Here is a 20,858-nt window from a genome sequence, read left to right as displayed (position 1 = left end):
CGCCCCCGGCCGGCCGGGGCCGGGCGGGGGCGTCCGCCTCGCGCTGCGGGCGATCAGGCCCAGGTGATCAGGCGCTTCGGGTTCTCCAGGACCGCCGCGACGTCCGCGAGGAACCGGGAACCGAGCTCACCGTCGATCAGTCGGTGGTCGAAGGACAGCGCCAGGGTGGTGACCTGGCGGGCCTTCACCTTGCCCTTGTGGACCCACGGCTGTTCCCTGATCGCGCCGACCGCGAGGATCGCGGACTCGCCGGGGTTGAGGATGGGCGTACCGGTGTCGACGCCGAAGACGCCGACGTTGGTGATGGTGATCGTGCCGCCCTGCATGTCCGCCGGGGAGGTCTTCCCCTCGCGGGCCGTGGAGACGAGCGAGGACAGCGCCTCGGAGAGCTCCGGCAGGGTCTTGGCGTGCGCGTCCTTGATGTTCGGGACGATCAGGCCGCGCGGGGTGGCCGCGGCGATGCCGAGGTTCACGTAGTGCTTGAGCACGATCTCCTGCGCCGCCTCGTCCCAGGCCGCGTTGACGTCCGGGTTGCGGCGGACGGCGACGAGCACGGCCTTGGCGATCAGCAGCAGCGGGTTGATCCGCAGGCCGGCCATGTCGGGGTCCTGCTTGAGGTCCGCGACCAGCTTCATCGTCTTCGTGACGTCGAAGGTGATGAACTCGGTGACGTGCGGCGCGGTGAACGCGGAGCCCACCATGGCCTGCGCGGTGACCTTGCGGACGCCCTTGACGGGGATCCGGGTCTCGCGGGCCCCGTCGGCGGCGGACGCCGGGCCGGCGGGCTGCGCCGCGACCGGGACGGCCGGTGCGCCGGCGGGCGCGGGGGCGGCGGGTGCCTGGGCGGCCGTGGCCGCCGCGGCGGCCGCGTGCACGTCCTCGCGGGTGACGACGCCGCCGTCGCCGGTGGGCACCACCGTGGCGAGGTCGACGCCGAGGTCCTTGGCGAGCTTGCGGACCGGCGGCTTGGCCAGCGGGCGCTCCGCCACGGGGACCGCGGCGAAGCCGCTGCCGGTGCCGTTGCCGCTGCCGTTGAGGGCGGCGGGCTCCGGGGCGTACGCGGCGCTCTGCGCGGGGACCGCGGCCGCTGCCTTGCGCGGGCGGCGCTTGGTGCTGGCCTGGGAGACGCCGTAGCCGACCAGGACCGGCTGGCGGCCCTCGGGTGCGGCCTCGGCCTCCCCGGCGGGCTCCTGGGCCGGCGCGGCGGGGGCAGCGGTGGCGGCGGCCGGGGCGGCCGCCACCGCCTCGGCGGCGGCGGGGGCGGCGGCGGGGTCGGCCCCGCCGACGGCCACCGAGATGATGACCTGGCCGACGTCGACCGTGGTGCCCTCGGCGAAGCGGAGTTCGTGCACCACCCCGTCGAACGGGATGGGCAGCTCCACCGCCGCCTTGGCCGTCTCCACCTCGCACACGACCTGGCCGTCCTCGACCGTGTCGCCCGGCTGGACGTACCACTTGAGGATCTCGGCCTCGGTGAGGCCCTCGCCCACGTCGGGCATCTTGAATTCGCGGATGGTCACAGCGGCTCTCCTCAGAACGCCAGCGAACGGTCGACGGCGTCGAGCACGCGGTCCAGACCCGGCAGGTACTCCTCCTCCACGCGGGCCGGCGGGTACGGGGCGTGGAAGCCGCCGACCCTCAGCACCGGGGCCTCCAGGTGGTAGAAGCACCGCTCCGTGATGCGGGCGGCGATCTCCGAGCCCACGCCCAGGAACACGGGCGCCTCGTGCACCAGCACCAGACGGCGGGTCCTCTCCACCGACGCCTGGACCGTGTCGAAGTCGATCGGGGACATCGAGCGGAGGTCGAGGACCTCGACCGACTTGCCCTCCTCGGCGGCGGCCGCGGCGGCCTCCAGGCAGACCTTCACCATCGGGCCGTAGGCGGCGAGGGTGAGGTCGGTGCCGTCCCGCACCACGCGCGCCTTGTGCAGCTCGCCCGGGATGGCCTCGGTGTCGACCTCGCCCTTGTCCCAGTAGCGCCGCTTCGGCTCGAAGAAGATCACCGGGTCGTCGCTCTGGATGGCCTGCTGCAGCATCCAGTACGCGTCGGACGGGTTGGACGGGGAGACGACCTTCAGGCCGGCCACGTGGGCGAAGAGGGCCTCGGGGGACTCGCTGTGGTGCTCGACGGCACCGATGGCACCGCCGTAGGGGATGCGGATGACCACGGGCATCTTGACCTTGCCCAGGGCCCGCGCGTGCATCTTCGCGAGCTGCGTGACGATCTGGTCGTACGCCGGGAAGACGAACCCGTCGAACTGGATCTCCACGACCGGCCGGTATCCGCGCAGGGCCAGGCCGATGGCGGTGCCGACGATGCCGGACTCGGCGAGCGGGGTGTCGATGACCCGCTCCTCGCCGAAGTCCTTCTGCAGGCCGTCGGTGATCCGGAAGACACCGCCCAGCTTGCCGACGTCCTCACCCATGATCAGGACCTTGGGGTCGGTGTCCAGGGCCTTGCGCAGCGACTCGTTGAGCGCCTTCGCGATCGACATCTTCTCGACAGCCATGATCAGTGACCCTCCTCGAACGAGGCGAGGTAGGCCGCGAACTGGGCGCGCTCCTCGTCCACCAGCGCGTGCCCGTCGGCGTAGATGTTCTCGAAGATCGACATCGTGTCCGGGTCGGGCATGTTGCGTACGGCCTCGCGGACGCGCTTGCCGAGGGCCTCGCTCTCCGTCTCCAGCGACTCGAAGAAGGCCTCGTCGGCGCCGCCCGAGGCGAGCAGGTGCGCCTTGAGACGGGCGATCGGGTCCTTCGACTCCCAGGCCGCCCGCTCCTCGTCCCGCCGGTAGCGGGTCGGGTCGTCGGAGGTGGTGTGGGCGCCCATCCGGTAGGTGAACGCCTCGACCAGGGTCGGGCCCTCGCCCTGGCGGGCCCGCTCCAGGGCCCAGCGGGTCACGGCCAGGCAGGCCAGGACGTCGTTGCCGTCGACCCGGACGCCGGGGAATCCGAAGCCCTGGGCGCGCTGGTAGAGCGGGACGCGGGTCTGCCGCTCGGTGGGCTCGGAGATCGCCCACTGGTTGTTCTGGCAGAAGAACACCACGGGGGCGTTGTAGACCGCCGAGAAGGTGAAGGCCTCGTTCACGTCGCCCTGGCTGGACGCGCCGTCGCCGAAGTAGGCGATGACCGCCGAGTCGGCGCCGTCCTTGGCCACGCCCATCGCGTAACCGGTCGCGTGCAGCGTCTGCGAGCCGATGACGATCGTGTAGAGGTGGAAGTTGTTGGTGTTCGGGTCCCAGCCGCCGTGGTTCACGCCGCGGAACATGCCGAGCAGGTTCGTCGGGTCGACGTCCCGGCACCAGGCGACGCCGTGCTCGCGGTAGGTCGGGAAGACGTAGTCGTCGTCCCGCAGCGCGCGGCCGGAGCCGATCTGGGCGGCCTCCTGTCCGAGCAGCGAGGCCCACAGGCCCAGCTCGCCCTGGCGCTGGAGGGCGGTCGCCTCGCCGTCGAAGCGGCGGGTGAGGACCATGTCGCGGTACAGCCCGCGCAGGTCCTCGTCGGTGATGTCGGCAACGTAGGAGAGAAACTCGGCATTCTCCGCGTTCTCTACCCGGTGCCCCTCGGGCGTCAGCAGCTGTACGAGCTGGGGCTCGGCACTCCGGTCGGCGCCGGCCTTGCGGGCCGGGGCCCCGGCCGCTCGCTTGGTGCCGCTGCTGCGTCGCGGCTTGCGCGCGGCAGTGCTCTCCACGGTCACGTGTGCTCCTCCGTCGGTCCGGCACCCGGGTTCTCCGGGGACCAGTGCGGCTCCGCCTGTATCCGTACCTGCGCACGGGGTGGGTGCGACTCGTCCGGAAACTGGCGTGACAGGTGCCCCGGCGAGTGCCCTGCGCAATGCACGTTACCCAGTACGCCGCGTCACCGCGAAACCCCATTTGACCTGCGATTTTGCTTGGATTTCCAAGTAAATCCGAGGAATGGGGAACAACCACTGGTCACAGCCTTGCAGGGGGCCGGAACAACGGCACGTTATCCCGGGTAACTCCGGCAGGGAAGAGGTGAGTGTGTGAAACTGACTCCGTGCGCGAAGATGGAAAAATCACGGTATTCCTCCTGGACGACCACGAAGTGGTACGCCGGGGCGTCCACGAGCTCCTGTCCAGCGAGACCGACATCGAGGTGGTCGGCGAGGCCGGTACGGCCGCCGACGCGCTGGTACGGATTCCCGCCACCCGGCCCGACGTGGCCGTCCTGGACGTGCGCCTGCCCGACGGCAGCGGAGTCGAGGTCTGCCGGGAGGTCCGATCCCGGGACGAGGACGTCAAGTGCCTCATGCTGACCTCGTTCGCCGACGACGAGGCGCTCTTCGACGCGATCATGGCCGGTGCCTCGGGGTACGTCCTCAAGGCGATCCGGGGCAACGAGCTGCTCAACGCCGTCCGCGACGTCGCCGCCGGCAAGTCGCTGCTGGACCCGGTGGCCACGGCCCGGGTGCTGGAGCGGCTGCGCGACGGCGGGAACGGCAAGGGCGACGACCGCCTGGCCAACCTGACGGATCAGGAGCGCAGGATCCTCGACCTGATCGGCGAGGGCCTGACCAACCGCGCCATCGGCGAGCGGCTCCACCTCGCCGAGAAGACGATCAAGAATTACGTCTCCAGCCTGCTCTCCAAGCTGGGCATGGAGCGGCGCTCCCAGGCCGCCGCGTACGTGGCCCGGCTCCAGGCGGAGAAGCGCTGACCAGGCCGGTGTCCGGCGGCGGCAGGGCGGCGGAGGGGCGGGGGACACCGGGTTTCCGGAGGAGCGAATTCCGTCACCTCACGTGACGTCCCGTGGTGCTGCGATTCCACGGGGCGGGCGATTCATTCGGGACCAACGTCCCGGATCATCGGGGCCGGCTCCTCTTTTCCGGCGGTGCGCCGGTGGCGCAGAGTGGGGCGCATGTCCCCGGAGGATCACCACGCCATGGAACTGCTGGGCCGCGTGCCGTACGGCCGCGTGGCCACCAGCATGCGAGCGCTGCCCTTCCTCGCCGCCGCCCGCCACATCGTGGTGGGCGGGAAGGTCGTCCTGCGGATGCACGCCGCGTTCGGCTACCACCGGGCCTGCAACGGCAGCGTCGTCGCCTACGGCGCGGACAACCTGGGTTCCGGGGAGTCCCGGCTGTGGTCCGTGCAGTTCACCGGGACGGCGCGGATCGTCGAACCGACCACCGCCGAGCTCGAACTCTTCGGCCCCGGACCGCACTTCGTGGACGGCGAGGTCTTCGACCCGGTCTACATGCGGATGGAGCCCCAGTTCGCGACCGTGCACAGCATGACCGGCAACCCGGACCGGGTGTACCAGCACGTCCTGTAGACGGGGAGGGGCCCGGCGGAAGGGATTCCGCCGGGCCCGTCGCGCGGCCGAACGCGCCTACTGCTGCTGGCTGTCGCCGGTCGGCTTGGGGGACACCGGAGTCGCGGTGCCACCGCCGTTCGGCGTACCCGACTTGCTGGTCGTCGGCGGGGTGCTCGTCGGCTCGTCCGAGGGCTCCGCGCTCGACGGGCTCCAGGACGGAGACGCGGTCGGGCTGAACGTCGTCGGCGAGCTGTGCCTCGTCCGGCCGGGCGTCGCGCTCCAGCTGTTCGACCGGGGAGGCTGGCGGCTCTCCTCCTGCTCCTCCTGCGTCTCCGGCGCGCTCGGCGTCTCGCCCTGCGGGCTGCTGGCCGGCGGGGACTGACTGGACGTCGTACCGCCGCCGGGCGGTGTGTTCTTCTCCCCCGCCTTGTTGACGGCGTACACCACGCCCGCGCCGATCGCGACGACCGCGAGCACCGCGAACAGCCACACCTTCCACCGGCCGCCGCCATGGCCGTCGGCACCACCGCGGCCGCCCTGGCCGCCGTCGTAGTAGCCGCCGGAGCCGCCGCCGCCCGGGAAGGCGGAGCCGTCGTCCGGGTTCAGCGGGGGCACCATCGGCTGCTGGAACTGCGAGGTGTTGGCGTGCTGGGGGTAGCCCGGCTGCGGGCCGGTGCCGCCCATCGGCATGGCGGCGGTCGGCGCCGGACCCCGCCCGTGCGGGAGCGCCATGGTGACCGGGCCGGTGTTCCAGGTACCGGTGCTGCCGCCCTCCTCCTGGAGCATCTGGAGGGCGTACTGCACCAGTCCGCGCATCTCCTCGGCGCTCTGGAACCGGTCGTCCGGGTCCTTGGCCAGCGAGCGCATCACCAGCCCGTCGAGCTCCGGCGGGACGCCGGGCGCGTTCTGCGAGGGCGGCACCGGCGCGTCCTGGACGTGCTGGTAGACGACGGAGAGCGGGGTCTCGCCGGTGAAGGGGGGCCGCAGCGCGAGGAGTTCGTAGAGCAGGCAGCCGGTGGCGTACAGGTCGCTGCGGTGGTCCACGGCCTTGCCGAGGGCCTGTTCGGGGGAGAGGTACTGCGGCGTGCCCATGACCATGCCGGTCTGGGTCATCGTCGACTGCGCGCCGTGCAGGGCCCGGGCGATGCCGAAGTCCATCACCTTCACCGCGCCGGTGTTGGTGATGATGACGTTGGCGGGCTTGATGTCGCGGTGCACGATGCCGTGCTGGTGCGAGTACGCCAGCGCCTCCAGGACCCCGGAGACGATGATGAGCGCCTGCTCCGGTCCCGGAGCCTCGGCGCTGATCAGGAGCTCGCGGATGGTGCGGCCCTCGACCAGCTCCATCACGATGTACGGCACGGTGTTCGGCCCGACCCGGTCCTCGCCCGAGTCGTACACGGCCACCACCGCGTGGTGGTTGAGCCCGGCGACCGACTGGGCCTCGCGCGTGAAGCGGGCCTTGGACACCGGGTCCTCGGCGAGGTCGGCCCGCAGCAGCTTGACGGCGACCGTGCGGCCCAGCCGTACGTCCTCCGCGGCGAACACCTCGGCCATACCGCCCCGGCCGAGCCGGTGCGTCAGCCGGTAACGGCCGTCGCCCACGAGCCCGCCGGCGCCCCAGTGCGAGGGGTCCTCGGCCATCCCGGCGCCGCCTGCCTCGGGTTCGGGTGCCATCAGTCCTCGCCGTCGTCTCTCTCGGCCGCGCATGCGGTGGTCTCGTTCAGGGTGCTCCCATGAACGCTACAGCCTCCACGCCGGTCGCCGTTCGGGCGACGGCGCGGGTGACCGCACTGTGGGGACCCGGTCACGGAACGGGTACGCGGCTTGACGTGTGCTTGCCCTCCGGCAGACTGGGCGCGACACAAGAGTGGCGAGGGGAAGCAACAGTCATGAGCCAGGACGGCAATCCAGGCCGGTACGCAGGCCGCTCCCTGGCCGGTGGCCGTTATCAGCTAAGGGATTTGCTGGGCGAGGGCGGCATGGCATCCGTGTACCTCGCCTACGACGCGGCGCTCGACCGGCAGGTGGCGATCAAGACCCTGCACAGCGAGCTGGGGCGCGAGCAGTCCTTCCGCGAACGGTTCCGGCGTGAGGCCCAGGCTGTAGCGAAACTGTCGCACACCAACATCGTCTCGGTGTTCGACACCGGCGAGGGCGACCTCGACGGCGCGGTGATGCCGTACATCGTCATGGAGTACGTCGAGGGCAACCCGCTCGGCTCGGTGCTGCAGGCGGACATCGGGCAGTACGGCGCCATGCCGGCGGACAAGGCGCTGCGGGTGACCTCCGACGTGCTCGCCGCGCTGGAGACCAGCCACGACATGGGGCTGGTGCACCGGGACATCAAGCCGGGCAACGTGATGATGACCAAGCGCGGCGTGGTCAAGGTCATGGACTTCGGCATCGCCCGGGCGATGCAGTCCGGGGTCACCTCGATGACGCAGACCGGCATGGTCGTGGGCACTCCGCAGTACCTGTCCCCGGAGCAGGCGCTCGGGCGCGGTGTGGACGCCCGCTCGGACCTCTACTCGGTCGGCATCATGCTGTTCCAGCTGCTGACCGGGCGGCTGCCGTTCGAGGCGGACTCGCCGCTGGCGATCGCCTACGCGCACGTGCAGGAGGAGCCGGTGGCTCCGTCCTCCATCAACCGGGCGGTGACGCCGGCGATGGACGCGCTGGTCGCGCGGGCGCTGAAGAAGAACCCGAACGAGCGCTTCCCCACGGCGGCGGCGATGCGCGACGAGGTCGCGCGGGTGCTGTCGGCGGGTCAGACCGGCGCACCGGTCATCGTGCCGGGCAGCGGCCCGGTGGTCAGCGGTGCCGGAGTCGGCTCGGCGGTGTTCCCGCCGGTGGACTCCTCCCTCCCGCAGCCGCCCCCGCAGGCGTTGCACACCCCGTACCAGCCGTACGCGCCCGCGCAGCACACCCCGCCGCCCACTCCTGCGCCGACACCGACGCCGACGCCGGGCTACGCCTACCCGCCCCCGCAGCAGCAGTACGCCGCGCCGACCCCGCCGCCGTACACCATCTCGCCGACGACGGCCCCGCAGCCGGCGGCGGGCGGCCGCCGGAACACGACGGTGACGGTGGGCGCGATCGCGGTGGCGCTGCTGGCCATCGGCGGCCTGATCACGGCGCTGTCGCTGAACGGCGACGACGGCAAGGACGAGGGCTCGGGCGGCACCACGGCGGCGAGCAGCGGCGCGACCCCGTCCGGCTCGTCCAAGCCGGGCTTCAAGGGCCCGGACCCCACGCGCACGATCGAGGCGTCGAAGTGCAAGGACGCGTACAAGTCCTGGGACGACGCCACCAAGGTCACGGCACCGGACTTCCGCTACAAGAACGTGGCGTCAGTGAAGGACTGCATTCAGGCGGCCGGTTGGAAGTTCAAGGTGCGGGACCAGGACGAGGCTGTCTACGGCAAGGACACCGTCATGCAGCAGTTCCCGGAAGCGGGTGACCCCGTGGACAAGCAAGGCGCCGAGTTCACCCTCTACGTCTCCACTGGGAATCCGCCGCAGTAGGGTCCGGCACGGTCTGGCCTCGCCGGTATGAGCGCGCGATACGGCTGACCTCCCGAGGTGGGCTGGGCGAGGCTTGGCCGGCGAGGACCCCCACCAGTGCGGTGATCACGTGCACGGGTGGTCGCGATGTGCGGCCGCCGATCGAATCAGGTCATTCGATCAAGAGCGGCTATCGGGCAAACGTTCGACTTCCTAGACTTCTCGGCGTCAGACAGTGCCCAACGCCCTAGGAGTTCCTTTGCGCAACATCGCGCGCCTGGCGACCGGAGCCGCCGCAACGGCTGCGGTTACCGCCCTGGCAATCTCCCCCGCCTCCGCGGCCGGCGCCACGTCCGACTGTTCCAGCCCCGGCGCCTACGGCAGCGCGACGTGGACTTGGGCCAGCGCGACCAGCATTTCCAGCATTCGCCTCACCGCCGTGGACACGGCCAGCGACGCGCGGGTGGCGGGTGTCCGCTTCTACTCCATGGACAGGTCGGGAACGACCCACTACCACATGTGGCGCTTCAACAAGAACGGCGCCGGAACCAGCCAGAGCTGGAACACCTCCCTGAACGACACGCGCGGCATCATCCTCGCCGGTGTGGAAGCCGCGGCCTTCAACGACGCCGGCTACCAGACGCTGTGCGGTTCCGCCTCCGTCCGCAACCCCTACAAGTAGCCGCCCTGCCGCGGCGCCGTCTGAGCGGGCCAGGGGGCGGAGCCCCACCCGCACGGGGCAAGCCCCGCCCCGCCCCGCCCCCGGGGCCGGACAAAGGCGGACGCCGAACCCAGCCCCGCCGGCGTTCGAGGCGCGGGGTGCGGGGAAGAGCCCCGGGTGTTCGGGCGGAGCCCCGGCCCGGTCGGCGCGGCGCGGCCGAGATGCCCGCTTTGCCCCCGTATGCCAACCTGGGCCTGACACTCGGCCACCCGGGACGGGAGGCGCTCCCCCGTGACTCGACTCCGCACCTCACACCGGCTTCGACGCAGACCCCGCCCCCACCACCTCACCACCGCGGCCCTCGCCTGCGCCCTCCTCCTCAGCCCCGCGTCGACCGCCGCCGCGGCCTCCGCGGCCCTCGCGACCCCCGCCGCCACCTTCGACGACCCCCGCGAGCTCGCCGGCAGCCCCGCCGGCGCCGGCCGGGAGCGTCCCGGCCGGCCGGTCGGCGCGCCCGCCAATCCGGAGGTGTACGTCGCGTCCCGGCCCCTCCCCCACGGCCTGAGCGACCCCCGCGACCTCCGCGACCTCCGCGACCTCCGCGGCCCCCACGACCCGCCCGGCGGCCACTCGCGCCCCGACGCCGAACGGCCCCCCGCGGCGGAGCGGGAACGACCCGCCGCCCCCACCGCGCCCACCGAGGCCGGGCAGCCGCCCCGGTCCACCGCCATCGGCCCCATCCCCAACGCCCGCGCCGCGGACCTCGCCGCCCACATACTCCCCCTCGGCACCGGCCTGGCCCTGATGGGCGTGGGCCTCGGCTTCATCGGCGTACGCCTCCGTCGCGGCTGAGCAGCGCCTCCCCGCGCCCGCGCCCCGCACCCGCCGCCCCGCCCCGGCGCACCCACCGCGGCCCCCACTTGCCTGGCAGGGCATACTCGGTATACATACTCGGTATGTCGATCCGTCATGGCCTCCTCGCCCTGCTCGAACGGGGCCCCAGATACGGCTCCCAGCTGCGTACCGAGTTCGAGTCCCGCACCGGTTCCACCTGGCCGCTCAACGTCGGGCAGGTCTACACGACCCTGGCCCGGCTCGAACGGGACGGTCTCGTCGCCCCCGGCGGCGAGGACGGCGCCGGCCACACCCTGTACGCCATCACGGACGCCGGCCGCTCCGAGCTCAACGCCTGGTACGAGCGCCCCGTCGACCGCACCAACCCTCCCCGCGACGAGCTGGCCATCAAGCTCGCCATGGCCGTCGGCGCCCCCGGCGTCGACATCCGCGCCGTCATCCAGGCCCAGCGGCACGCCACGATCCAGGCGATGCAGGACTACACCCGCCTCAAGGCGCAGGCCCTCACGGCCATCGAGAGCGGACGGTCCCGCGAGCGCGACGACGTCGCCTGGCTGCTGGTCCTGGAGCAGCTGATCTTCCAGACCGAGGCCGAGGCCCGTTTCCTCGACCACTCCGAGACCCGTCTGGTGCGGCTCTCCGTCCTGGCCGCGCGGGGAGCCGGAGCCGAACCGCCTCAGGCCACCACCGGGCCGCCGACCGGCACGCCCACCGACCCTGTCACCGCCCGGCCCCGCCACCGCACTCCGCGGGGCTGAACCGGTTGAACCGCCTCACCGACCCAGGGGGACCCTTCATGCCCGACCCGCGCCCGCACGTCCCGCGCTCCCATACCCAGGCACCCGTGCTGGAACTCCAGCAGCTCACCCGCGTCCACGGGACCGGGGCCACCGAGGTGCACGCCCTGCGCGGCATCGACCTGGCCGTCCACCCGGGCGAACTCGTCGCCGTCATGGGCCCCTCCGGCTCCGGGAAGTCCACGCTGCTGACCCTCGCCGGCGGGCTCGACACGCCCAGCAGCGGCCGCGTGGTCGTCGAGGGCACCGACATCACCGCGGCCAACCGCAAGCAGCTCGCCGCCCTGCGCCGCCGCAGCATCGGCTACGTCTTCCAGGACTACAACCTCATACCGGCCCTGACCGCCGCCGAGAACGTGGCGCTGCCCCGTGAACTCGACGGGGTCTCCGCCCGCAAGGCGCGGGTCTCCGCGCTCGCCGCGCTCGACGAGATGGGCCTGGGCTCCCTCGCCGACCGGTTCCCGGACGAGATGTCCGGCGGACAGCAGCAGCGGGTGGCCATCGCCCGCGCCCTGGTCGGCGACCGCCGTCTGGTGCTGGCCGACGAGCCCACCGGCGCGCTGGACTCCGAGACCGGCGAGTCCGTCCTCGGCCTGCTCCGGGCCCGTTGTGACGCCGGCGCCGCCGGCATCCTGGTCACCCACGAGCCGCGGTTCGCCGCCTGGGCGGACCGGGTGGTCTTCCTCCGTGACGGCCGGGTCGTCGACGAGACCCTGCGCGCCGGCGCCGACACCCTGCTCACCGGGGCGGCCGGCCAGTGAAGTCCTGGTACCACTCCTGGGTCGCGGCCATCCGCATCGCCCGCCGTGACGCCTGGCGCTCCAAGGGCCGCAGCCTCCTGGTCCTGTCGATGATCGCCCTGCCCATCCTGGGCGTCAGCGCCGCCGACCTGACCCTGCGCAGCGCCGAACTCACCACCGAGCAGCGGATGGACCGCACGCTCGGCCGGGCCGACGCCAAGCTCATGGGTTCCGGCCTGGGTGCCGCCCCGCTCCTACAGAGCCCGACGGGGGACAACTACGCCCCGGTGGGCGGCTACCAGGACGGCCGGGTGCGCTCGGCCCCCGATTCCGCGAACCACATGGCCACCGCCGTCCCCGCCGGGACCGAGTCCGTCAAGGACAGCTCCGGGCACGCCCGGATGCGGACCCGGCACGGCATCCTCGACACCCAGGTGCGCGAGCTCGACACCCGCAGCAGGCTCGTCGAGGGCCTGATCACCCTCGACCGGGGCAGGCTGCCCGAGCGGGCCGGAGAGGTCGCCGCCACCACCAACTTCCTGGAGAGCTCCGGCCTGTACGTCGGCTCCACCGTGGTCGCGCGCGGCGCCGAGCAGCTCAAGTTCAAGATCGTCGGCGCCTACGAGCTGCCGGGGGACCTGAACGCCGACCAGCTCCTGGCCCCGCCCGGCACCCTGCTGACCCCACTGGACCGGGCCCTGGTCGCGGGCGGGTTCCAGGGCGTCCCCGTCGAGGACGTGCACCTCGTGAAGCTCGCCGGCGGCGACGGTTTCACGTGGAACATGGTCAAGCAGGCCAACACCAAGGGTGTGCTGGTCATCTCCCGGGCGGTCGTGCTCGACCCGCCGGCCGATTCCGAGGTCCCGCTCTACAAGCAGGAGCCCCAGCGCAACTTCGGCGGGAGCGCGGCTTACGAGGCGGCAGCCCTGGCCGCCGCCGCGACCGTCGTCGGCCTGGCGATGCTGGAGGTCTGCCTGCTGGCCGGTCCGGCCTTCGCGGTCGGCGCCCGCCGCTCCCGGCGCCAGCTCGGCCTCGTCGGAGCCAACGGCGGCGACCGCCGGCACATCCGGGCCATCGTGCTCTCCGGCGGCCTGGTCATCGGGGCCGCGGCGGCCGTGATCGGCTCCGTGCTCGGCATCCTGCTCACCATCGTGCTGCGGCCGGTGCTGGAGGAGCAGCTCGGCGAGCGGTTCCCCGGGCTGGACTTCCGGCCGCTGGAACTCCTCGGCATCGCCCTGCTCGCCGTACTGACCGGCCTGCTCGCCGCGATCGCCCCCGCCGTCACCGCGTCCCGGCAGACCGTCCTGGCCTCCCTCACCGGACGTCGCGGCGTCCGCCGGGCCAACCGGGTCCTGCCCGTGCTCGGCCTGATCGCCGTCGCCGCCGGTGCGGCCATCGCCCTGTACGGCGCCGTCGCCGACATGGGGTTCGTGGTGGTGGCGGCCGGCAGCGCCCTCGCCGAGCTGGGTCTGGTCGCCCTCACCCCGGTACTGGTCGGCCTGTTCGGCCGGGCCGGCCGCTGGCTGCCGCTGTCCCCGCGGCTCGCGCTGCGTGACGCCGTACGCAACCGGGGGCGCACGGCACCCGCCGTGGCCGCCGTCCTCGCTGCGGTGGCCGGCACGGTCGCCGTGGCCACCTTCCAGCAGAGCCAGGAGGCCAAGGAACGGCACGAGTACACGGCCAGCCTGCCGTACGGGGTCGGGTCCATGACCTCGGACCAGGCCGGCGGCTTCCAGACGGTGCCGGCGGTCCGGCAGGCCCTCTCCCGCGAACTCCCCGTCGGGGTCCGGGCGGACACGGACCGCATCGTCGTCGGCCGACCCGGCTGCGACAGGTACTCCGAGGACCGCGGCTGCGGCCGCGCCGAGGTCATCGTCCCCAAGGACCAGCGGTGCCCGCTGTGGGAGAGCGACGATCCGGACTCCCTGGGTCCGGAGAAGATCCGGCAGCTTCGCCAGGACTGGCGGTGCAAGGACCAGCAGCGCTACAACGAATACGGGGTGCTCGTCGCGGACGAGAAGCTGCTGACCGCGCTGGCCGTCGACGACCCCGCCTCCGTCGGGGCCCTGAAGGCCGGCAAGCCGGTCTCCTTCAACCGTCAGCAGGTCAAGGACGGCAAGCTGACGATCCGGCTGATCACCGACATGGACAAGGCCGAGGAAGCCGGCAGCCGCGGTGAGGACCCGCCCGGCCAGGACAAGGTCTTCGCCGTCCACCAGGCCCCCGAGTCCGCAGAGTCCTACGGGATCGACCTGGTCCTGCCTCCCGCGGCGGCCAAGGCCGCCGGACTGAGGACCGCCCCCTACGGCGCGTACTTCACCCTCGACGGCGAGGCCGGCACCGAGCAGCGGCAGCGGCTGGACGGGGAGATCGACCGGCTCGGCGCGGAGGTCAGCGTCCACATCGAGAAGGGCTACCAGGGCGGCGACAGCCTGACCCTTCTGGCCCTGAGCCTGTTCGCGGGGCTGGTCACCATCGGCGCGGCCGGTATCGCCACCGGTCTGGCCCAGGCCGACGCCGAAGCCGACCTGAAGACCCTCGCGGCGGTCGGCGCCCCGCCCCGGGTGCGGCGGACCCTGTCCGGCTTCCAGTGCGGCGTGGTCGCGGCGATGGGCGTGGTCCTCGGCTCGGCGGCCGGAGTGCTGCCGGCGATCGGCCTGAAGCTCACCGAGCGGCGCGAGCAGCTGTCGTTCTGGGAGGAGGCCGTGGCGGGCGGCTGGGGCGTCGCCACCCCGAAGCCGTTCGTCCCCATCGTCATCCCCTGGGAGACGCTGGCCGGCCTGCTGGTCCTGGTGCCGGTCGGCGCGGCCCTGCTCGCGGCCCTGGTCACCCGGTCCAGCGGTGCGCTGGCCCGCCGCGCGGCGGGCTGACGGTCTCGACCCCCGCGGAGGGTGGATCACTCCTCCGCGGGGGCACACCGTGTGGAGAGGAGGGTGTGCGAGAGAATGACGGCATGGAGATGCCGAGGAGTGAACGGTCGCAGGACAGCCCCCCGCAGGTTCTGATCGTGGGCCAGGACGGGGCGGCGGTCGGCGGCGCCGATGACGAGTCGCGCGAGGTCCCGGTGACGGAAATGGTCGAACAGCCCGCCAAGGTCATGCGCATCGGCAGCATGATCAAGCAACTTCTGGAAGAAGTCCGCGCTGCTCCTCTCGACGAGGCCAGCCGGGTCCGGCTCAAGGACATCCACGCCTCCTCCGTGAAGGAACTGGAGGACGGGCTGGCCCCCGAGCTCGTCGAGGAACTGGAGCGCCTCTCCCTGCCGTTCACCGACGACGCGATTCCGTCGGAAGCGGAACTGCGCATCGCGCAGGCCCAGTTGGTCGGCTGGCTGGAGGGCCTGTTCCACGGCATCCAGACCGCCCTGTTCGCCCAGCAGATGGCCGCCCGCGCCCAGCTGGAGCAGATGCGCCGCGCGCTCCCGCCGGGCGCCTCCCACGACGACGAGGACGGCCCCCACGGAGCCGTCCGCTCCGGGCCCTACCTGTAGGCGGCCGAACCGAACCCGAACCGAACCGATCCGGAACGGCCCGGCTCCCGGCCCTCGAAGCCCGGGAGCCGGGCCGTTCCCGGTGGGGCCCGCCCGCCGGTCCGAAGGGCCGCGCATACTCGTGGGCATGACCTACGACGCCATCGTCCTCGCCGGCGGCGCCGCGCAGCGCCTCGGCGGTGCCGACAAGCCCGGCCTCAGCGTCGGCGGCCGCGCCCTGATCGACCGCGTCCTCGACGCCTGCGCCGACGCGGAGCGCACCGTGGTCGTCGGGGGCCGGCGGGCGACGGCCCGCCCCGTGGCATGGGCGCGGGAGGAGCCGCCCGGGGCCGGCCCGGTCGCCGCCCTGGACGCCGGGCTCCGCCGGACCACCGCCGAGGTGGTGCTCGTACTCTCCGCCGACCTGCCGTTCCTGGACGCCGCCACCGTACGGGCGCTGCTCGCCGCGGCGGCCGGGGCGGACCAGGAGGGCGCCCTGCTGCGTGACGCCGACGGCCGGGACCAGCCCCTGGTCGCCGCCTACCGCGCCGAACCGCTGCGGCGCGAACTCGCGCTGCTCGCCACCGAGCACGGCAACCTCACCGGACTCCCGCTGCGCGCGCTCGTCGCCGAGCTGGCCCTGACCCGTATCGGCGCCGATCCGCTCGCCTCGTTCGACTGCGACACCTGGCAGGATCTCGCGGCGGCCCGCGCCCGGATCAGGGATCATGGAAACGTGCTGGACGAATGGATGACCGCCGTCAAGAACGAGCTCGGCATCGACGTACCCGTCGACACCAAGGCCCTGCTCGACCTCGCCCGTGACGCCGCGCACGGCGTCGCCCGGCCCGCGGCGCCGCTGACGACCTTCCTGGTCGGCTACGCGGCGGCGCGGGCGGAGGCCTCCGGCGCCGACCCCGCGGAGGCGGTGGCGCGGGCCTCCCGACAGGCTGCGGCCCTCGCCCTGCGCTGGGCCGCCGAGGCCGAGTCCCAGGACGGCGACGGCAGCGGGAACGGCACCCGGTGAGCTCCGCGCCCTCCCCCGAATCTCTGCCCGGCCATCCGGCGGGCGCCGCGGCGGCCGAGCACGCCCTGGACGACGCCCTGGAGTTCGCGTCCTGGCTGAGCCGCTCAGGCGACCGGGCCGCACCGGAAGCACTGGAAGCGCCGGAAGCGGCCCACGGCGCGATCCCGGTGGAAGGCGCCGCAGACCTGGCAGCCCGTGCCGAACCGCCGGCGCCTGGACCGTCCGAGCCGGAGTCCCCGGCCGGACCGGCACCCGGCTCCGCGGCGGCGCCGGAGGGGACACCGCCGCCCCCGGCGGCCCCCGCGGGCCCGGCCTCCCCCGGGACGCCCCCTGGCACGACGGCCGAGCAGGCGCTGAACGAGGCGCTCGCCCTGGTCACCCGCAACCCCGACGGCGGCGGCCACCGCCCGTCCGCCTGGACGGCGGCCCGCGGGACCGCCGAACGGGCCGGCTCCTGTCCGCCGCCGCGGACCCACCGCGTCGCCCTGCCCGACGCCCTGGGCGAGGTGCTCGCCGAGCCACTGCGGGCCCTCACCGACCTGCCCTCCTTCGACACCTCCGCGATGGACGGCTGGGCCGTCGCCGGGCCCAGCCCCTGGACGATCCGCCCCGGACGCGGCGTCCTCGCCGGTACCGACCTGCCCGACCCCCTCGCCGACGGCGAGGCCGTCCGGATCGCCACCGGCGCCCGGATCCCCGCCGACACCACCGCCGTGGTCCGCAGCGAGCACGCGCACACCGACGCCGACGGGAGCCGGCTGTACGCCGATCACACGGTCACGGCCGGCCAGGACATCAGGCCGCGCGGCCAGGAGTGCCGCGCCGGCGACCTGCTGCTGCCCTCCGGGGCCCGGGTCACGCCCGCCGTGCTGGGCCTCGCCGCCGCCGCCGGCTACGACGAGCTCGTCACCCGCCCCCGCCCCCGGGTGGAGATCCTGGTCCTCGGGGACGAACTGCTCACCGAGGGACGACCGCACGACGGGCTGATCCGCGACGCCCTGAGCCCCATGCTCGGCCCGTGGCTGGCCCGGCTCGGCGCCGAAGTGCTCGGCACGCGCCGTCTCGGCGACGATCCCGAGGGTGCCGAGGGCCTCTACCGCGCCGTCACCGGTTCCGCCGCTGACCTGATCATCACCACGGGTGGCACCGCCTCCGGTCCCGTGGACCACGTGCACCCGGTGCTCAGCCGGGCCGGCGCGGACCTCCTGGTCGACGGCGTCGCGGTACGGCCCGGGCATCCCATGCTCCTCGCCCGCCTGGCCGACGGCGACCGCTACCTGGTCGGGCTGCCGGGCAACCCGCTCGCCGCCGTCTCCGGCCTGCTCACCCTGGCCGAGCCGCTGCTGCGCGGCCTGACCGGGGCGCCTCCCAGGACCCGTTGGGGCGCGCCGGTGCGCGACGAGGTCCCGGGGCACCCGAACGACGTCCGTCTCGTCCCGGTCGTACTCACCGGCGAGGAGGCCGTCCCGTTGCGGTACAACGGACCCGCGATGCTGCGCGGCGTGGCGGCCGCCGACGCCCTGGCCGTGATCCCGCCGGGCGGGGCGCGGGCCGGGCAGGAACTGGAGATCCTGGAGCTGCCCTGGGCAGCCGCGGGCGGAGGGTGTTTCACGTGAAACTGCACGGCCAGGACGCGATGGCACGCCATGCGGACGAGAGACTCGTCTCACGGCGCGTCAAACTACCCAGGCAAGTGGTGGAGAAGCCGCTCCGGCAGGTCACCAAGCGCCTGCTCATGGCACTCGCCGTGTTGTGGATAACGGTTCTGATCGTCTACCTGGACCGGTCGGGCTACCACGACAACGCCGACGAGAGCCTGGACTTCCTCGACTGCCTCTACTACGCGACCGTCACGCTCTCCACCACCGGATACGGCGACATCGTCCCGCACAGCGACAGCGCGCGGCTGGTCAACGTCCTGCTGATCACCCCGCTGCGCGTGCTGTTCCTGATCATTCTCGTCGGCACCACTCTCGAAGTCCTCACCGAACGGACCCGGGAGGAGTGGCGGCTGAACCGCTGGAGGAAGAACTTGCGTGACCACACGGTCGTGGTCGGTTTCGGCACGAAGGGCCGCTCGGCCCTGCAGACCCTGCTGGCCACCGGGCTCGACCGGGAGCGGGTCGTCATCGTGGATCCCAGCGCGAAGGTGATCGACATCGCCAACGCGGAGGGCTTCACGGGCGTGGTGGGCGATGCCACCCGTTCGGACGTCCTGTTGCGGGCGGAGGTACAGAAGGCCCGTCAGATCATCGTCGCCACCCAGCGGGACGACACCGCCGTGCTGGTCACCCTGACGGCGCGCCAGCTGAACCGGGGCGCCAAGATCGTCGCCGCTGTGCGCGAGGAGGAGAACGCCCCGCTGCTGCGGCAGTCCGGAGCCGACGCCGTCATCACCAGCGCCAGCGCGGCCGGTCGGCTGCTCGGCCTGTCCGTGCTCAGCCCCAGTGCCGGCACGGTGATGGAGGACCTCATCCAGCAGGGTTCCGGACTGGACCTGCTGGAGCGCCCGGTGACGAAGGCCGAGGTGGGAAAGAACGTCCGCGAGATGGAGGACCTGGTGGTCAGCGTGCTCCGCGGCCACCGGCTGCTGCCGTACGACGATCCGCGTCTCGGCCCGCTACAGCTGACCGACCGGCTGATCGTCATCGTCCGCGCCGTACCGCCCGCCACCCCGACCGCACCGTTGCCTGCCGCCGACTGACCCGGCGTACTACTGTCCGGGCCATGCATGCGATCACCATTCCGCAGCCCGGCGGTCCGGAAGCCCTCGTATGGGCCGAGGTACCCGATCCGGTGCCCACCGAGGGCGAGGTCCTCGTCGAGGTCACGGCAACCGCAGTGAACCGTGCCGACCTGCTCCAGCGGCAGGGGTTCTACGATCCGCCGCCCGGCGCCTCCCCCTACCCGGGCCTGGAGTGCTCGGGCCGGATCGCGGCGCTGGGGCCCGGCGTGTCGGGCTGGGCGGTGGGCGACGAGGTCTGCGCCCTGCTCGCGGGCGGCGGTTACGCGGAGAAGGTGGCGGTCCCGGCCGGCCAGCTGCTGCCGGTGCCGCAGGGCCTGGACCCGGTCACCGCGGCGGCCCTGCCCGAGGTGGTGGCCACGGTCTGGTCGAACGTGTTCATGGTGGCCCATCTGCGGCCCGCCGAGACCCTGCTGGTGCACGGCGGGGCCAGCGGAATCGGCACCATGGCGATCCAGCTGGCCAAGGCGGTCGGTGCGCGGGTGGCGGTGACGGCCGGCGGGCCGGAGAAGCTGGCGGCCTGCAAGGAGCTCGGTGCGGACATCCTGATCGACTACCGGGAGCAGGACTTCGTCACCGCGCTCCGGGAAGCGACGGGCGGCGCGGGAGCCGACGTCATCCTGGACATCATGGGGGCGAAGTACCTGGGCCGGAACGTGGACGCCCTGGCCGTGAACGGCCGACTGGCGATCATCGGTCTGCAGGGCGGGGTGAAGGGCGAACTGAACCTGGGCGTCCTGCTGTCCAAGCGGGCGGCGGTGACGGCGACGACGCTGCGGGCCCGGCCGCTGGAGGAGAAGGCGGCGATCGTCGCGGCGGTCCGCGAGCACGTGTGGCCGCTGATCGAGGCGGGGAGGGTGCGTCCCGTGGTCCACGCGACCTTCGACCTCGCAGATGCCTCAGAGGCACACAGGGTGTTGGAATCCGGTACCCATGTCGGGAAGTTGTTGCTGCGCGGTCGCTGATCTGTGACCTCGGCCCACTCCTCCCCCTAATCCAGTCGCTATAAGGTGAGCGTAAGTGCGACCATATGCGCGCACTTCCTGAGCAGTCTTCACCCTTGAGATAAGGCAATCCCCTTCATGTCGATGCCGATGCCGCCGCAGTTTGACCCCAACGCGCCCTACGGCTACGCCCCCACCGGCGTTCCGTACTCCGAGAAGTCCAAGATCGTCGCCGGCATCCTGCAGCTGTTCCTCGGCTGCTTCGGCGTGGGCCGCTTCTACACCGGCCACACCGGCATGGCCATCGGCCAGCTGCTGACCTGCGGTGGCCTCGGCTTCTGGGCGCTGATCGACGGCATCATGCTGCTCGTCAGCTCCAACACCACCGACTCCCAGGGCCGCGTCCTGCGCGGCTGAGTGTGAGCTCGACACCACACACCCCAGGGCCCGTACCGTGGACGGTACGGGCCCTGCCGGTCGTTCTCGGCGCGGCCGCCCTGGCCGGCGCCGCGTACGTGTACGGGCACAGCCCCTACGACCCCGGCCGGCTGCTCCCCCGATGCCCCTGGCACTGGGCCACCGGCCTGCTCTGTCCGGCCTGCGGCGGCACCCGCATGGCCTACAGCCTGCTGCACGGCGACCTCGCCGCGGCAGCCCGGGCCAACCTGATGCTGCTGGGGGTACTCCCGGTGGCCGCGGTCGGCTACGGCCGCTGGCTCACGGTCAGCACCCTGCGGGGCAGGCGTTACCGCCTGCCCCTCGGACCGAGGGGCGTCACGGCCGTCCTGACCGTGGCGGCCCTGTGGACCGTACTGCGCAACCTCCTCTGAACGG

The 20,858-nt window shown here is 72.9% G+C and carries 18 protein-coding genes and 1 pseudogene; 15 read left to right on the top strand and 4 right to left on the bottom strand.

Going from position 1 to position 20,858, the window contains the following annotated elements:
* Nucleotides 1–53: 53 nt before the first annotated feature.
* The 3 genes from ACFY61_RS29125 to pdhA are packed head-to-tail and all read right to left on the bottom strand — an operon-like array spanning nt 54 to nt 3,699.
* The gene (locus ACFY61_RS29125) at nt 54–1,520 is read right to left on the bottom strand and encodes a dihydrolipoamide acetyltransferase family protein (protein WP_389476807.1); all 1,467 of its coding nucleotides are present in this window, start codon (nt 1,518–1,520) and stop codon (nt 54–56) included.
* 11 nt (nt 1,521–1,531) lie between these two features.
* Nucleotides 1,532–2,512, bottom strand: coding sequence for an alpha-ketoacid dehydrogenase subunit beta (locus ACFY61_RS29120; RefSeq protein WP_389476805.1), 981 nt, complete (start codon nt 2,510–2,512; stop codon nt 1,532–1,534).
* A 2-nt stretch (nt 2,513–2,514) separates the two neighbouring features.
* Complete coding sequence (gene pdhA / locus ACFY61_RS29115; RefSeq protein WP_389476803.1) at nt 2,515–3,699, bottom strand: pyruvate dehydrogenase (acetyl-transferring) E1 component subunit alpha; 1,185 nt, start codon at nt 3,697–3,699, stop codon at nt 2,515–2,517.
* Between the two features lie 323 nt (nt 3,700–4,022).
* On the opposite strand from pdhA, the gene ACFY61_RS29110 reads away from it, so the two are divergent.
* Both ACFY61_RS29110 and ACFY61_RS29105 read left to right on the top strand, forming a co-directional pair.
* Entirely contained in the window at nt 4,023–4,682 is a 660-nt protein-coding gene (locus ACFY61_RS29110) for a response regulator (RefSeq protein ID WP_389476801.1), read from the top strand.
* A 201-nt stretch (nt 4,683–4,883) separates the two neighbouring features.
* Nucleotides 4,884–5,300 (top strand): pyridoxamine 5'-phosphate oxidase family protein, encoded by a 417-nt coding sequence (locus tag ACFY61_RS29105; RefSeq protein WP_389476799.1) that lies wholly within the window; start codon nt 4,884–4,886, stop codon nt 5,298–5,300.
* Between the two features lie 57 nt (nt 5,301–5,357).
* On the opposite strand, the gene ACFY61_RS29100 is transcribed toward ACFY61_RS29105, so the two are convergent.
* Nucleotides 5,358–6,959, bottom strand: a complete 1,602-nt coding sequence (locus ACFY61_RS29100) for a protein kinase (protein WP_389476797.1) — start codon at nt 6,957–6,959, stop codon at nt 5,358–5,360.
* A 215-nt stretch (nt 6,960–7,174) separates the two neighbouring features.
* On the opposite strand from ACFY61_RS29100, the gene ACFY61_RS29095 reads away from it, so the two are divergent.
* The 13 genes and pseudogenes from ACFY61_RS29095 (at nt 7,175) to ACFY61_RS29035 (ending at nt 20,854) form a co-directional block, all read left to right on the top strand.
* Nucleotides 7,175–8,809, top strand: coding sequence for a protein kinase (locus tag ACFY61_RS29095; RefSeq protein WP_389476795.1), 1,635 nt, complete (start codon nt 7,175–7,177; stop codon nt 8,807–8,809).
* 418 nt (nt 8,810–9,227) lie between these two features.
* Complete coding sequence (locus ACFY61_RS29090) at nt 9,228–9,470, top strand: hypothetical protein (RefSeq protein WP_389476793.1); 243 nt, start codon at nt 9,228–9,230, stop codon at nt 9,468–9,470.
* Nucleotides 9,471–9,740: 270 nt separating this feature from the next.
* Entirely contained in the window at nt 9,741–10,301 is a 561-nt protein-coding gene (locus tag ACFY61_RS29085) for a hypothetical protein (protein ID WP_389476791.1), read from the top strand.
* 104 nt (nt 10,302–10,405) lie between these two features.
* Entirely contained in the window at nt 10,406–11,062 is a 657-nt protein-coding gene (locus ACFY61_RS29080; RefSeq protein WP_389476790.1) for a PadR family transcriptional regulator, read from the top strand.
* Between the two features lie 38 nt (nt 11,063–11,100).
* Nucleotides 11,101–11,862, top strand: a complete 762-nt coding sequence (locus ACFY61_RS29075; RefSeq protein ID WP_389476788.1) for an ABC transporter ATP-binding protein — start codon at nt 11,101–11,103, stop codon at nt 11,860–11,862.
* Nucleotides 11,859–14,711: an FtsX-like permease family protein gene (locus tag ACFY61_RS29070; RefSeq protein ID WP_389476786.1), complete on the top strand. Its 2,853-nt coding sequence runs from the start codon at nt 11,859–11,861 to the stop codon at nt 14,709–14,711. Before ACFY61_RS29075 ends, ACFY61_RS29070 begins: the two co-directional genes overlap by 4 nt.
* Nucleotides 14,712–14,794: 83 nt before the next feature.
* Entirely contained in the window at nt 14,795–15,331 is a 537-nt protein-coding gene (locus tag ACFY61_RS29065) for a bacterial proteasome activator family protein (RefSeq protein ID WP_389476784.1), read from the top strand.
* A gap of 127 nt (nt 15,332–15,458) precedes the next feature.
* A complete protein-coding gene (locus ACFY61_RS29060) occupies nt 15,459–16,337 on the top strand; it encodes an NTP transferase domain-containing protein (RefSeq protein ID WP_389476782.1) in 879 nt (292 codons plus the stop codon).
* Complete coding sequence (locus ACFY61_RS29055; RefSeq protein WP_389476780.1) at nt 16,334–17,953, top strand: molybdopterin molybdotransferase MoeA; 1,620 nt, start codon at nt 16,334–16,336, stop codon at nt 17,951–17,953. Before ACFY61_RS29060 ends, ACFY61_RS29055 begins: the two co-directional genes overlap by 4 nt.
* 20 nt (nt 17,954–17,973) lie before the next feature.
* Nucleotides 17,974–19,041: a potassium channel family protein gene (locus ACFY61_RS29050; protein WP_389477029.1), complete on the top strand. Its 1,068-nt coding sequence runs from the start codon at nt 17,974–17,976 to the stop codon at nt 19,039–19,041.
* Between the two features lie 23 nt (nt 19,042–19,064).
* Nucleotides 19,065–20,045, top strand: a complete 981-nt coding sequence (locus ACFY61_RS29045) for an NAD(P)H-quinone oxidoreductase (protein WP_389476778.1) — start codon at nt 19,065–19,067, stop codon at nt 20,043–20,045.
* Nucleotides 20,046–20,189: 144 nt separating this feature from the next.
* A pseudogene (locus ACFY61_RS29040) lies at nt 20,190–20,441 on the top strand (TM2 domain-containing protein); the annotation flags it as partial.
* A gap of 2 nt (nt 20,442–20,443) precedes the next feature.
* A complete protein-coding gene (locus ACFY61_RS29035; protein WP_389476776.1) occupies nt 20,444–20,854 on the top strand; it encodes a DUF2752 domain-containing protein in 411 nt (136 codons plus the stop codon).
* Nucleotides 20,855–20,858: the final 4 nt, after the last annotated feature.

This window comes from Streptomyces sp. NPDC012888 (assembly GCF_042900645.1).
Lineage (GTDB): Bacteria > Actinomycetota > Actinomycetes > Streptomycetales > Streptomycetaceae > Streptomyces.
Note: the sequence above shows the minus strand (reverse complement) of the source record. Positions and strands in the feature narration are given on the sequence as shown.

Coding starts and splice junctions, on each gene's coding strand:
- ACFY61_RS29075 (WP_389476788.1), top strand. CDS start 11,101: ATGCCCGACCCGCGCCCGCACGTCCCGCGCTCCCATACCCAGGCACCC.
- ACFY61_RS29095 (WP_389476795.1), top strand. CDS start 7,175: ATGAGCCAGGACGGCAATCCAGGCCGGTACGCAGGCCGCTCCCTGGCC.
- ACFY61_RS29100 (WP_389476797.1), bottom strand. CDS start 6,959: ATGGCACCCGAACCCGAGGCAGGCGGCGCCGGGATGGCCGAGGACCCC.
- ACFY61_RS29080 (WP_389476790.1), top strand. CDS start 10,406: ATGTCGATCCGTCATGGCCTCCTCGCCCTGCTCGAACGGGGCCCCAGA.
- ACFY61_RS29105 (WP_389476799.1), top strand. CDS start 4,884: ATGTCCCCGGAGGATCACCACGCCATGGAACTGCTGGGCCGCGTGCCG.
- ACFY61_RS29120 (WP_389476805.1), bottom strand. CDS start 2,512: ATGGCTGTCGAGAAGATGTCGATCGCGAAGGCGCTCAACGAGTCGCTG.
- ACFY61_RS29045 (WP_389476778.1), top strand. CDS start 19,065: ATGCATGCGATCACCATTCCGCAGCCCGGCGGTCCGGAAGCCCTCGTA.
- ACFY61_RS29060 (WP_389476782.1), top strand. CDS start 15,459: ATGACCTACGACGCCATCGTCCTCGCCGGCGGCGCCGCGCAGCGCCTC.
- ACFY61_RS29065 (WP_389476784.1), top strand. CDS start 14,795: ATGGAGATGCCGAGGAGTGAACGGTCGCAGGACAGCCCCCCGCAGGTT.
- ACFY61_RS29050 (WP_389477029.1), top strand. CDS start 17,974: ATGGCACGCCATGCGGACGAGAGACTCGTCTCACGGCGCGTCAAACTA.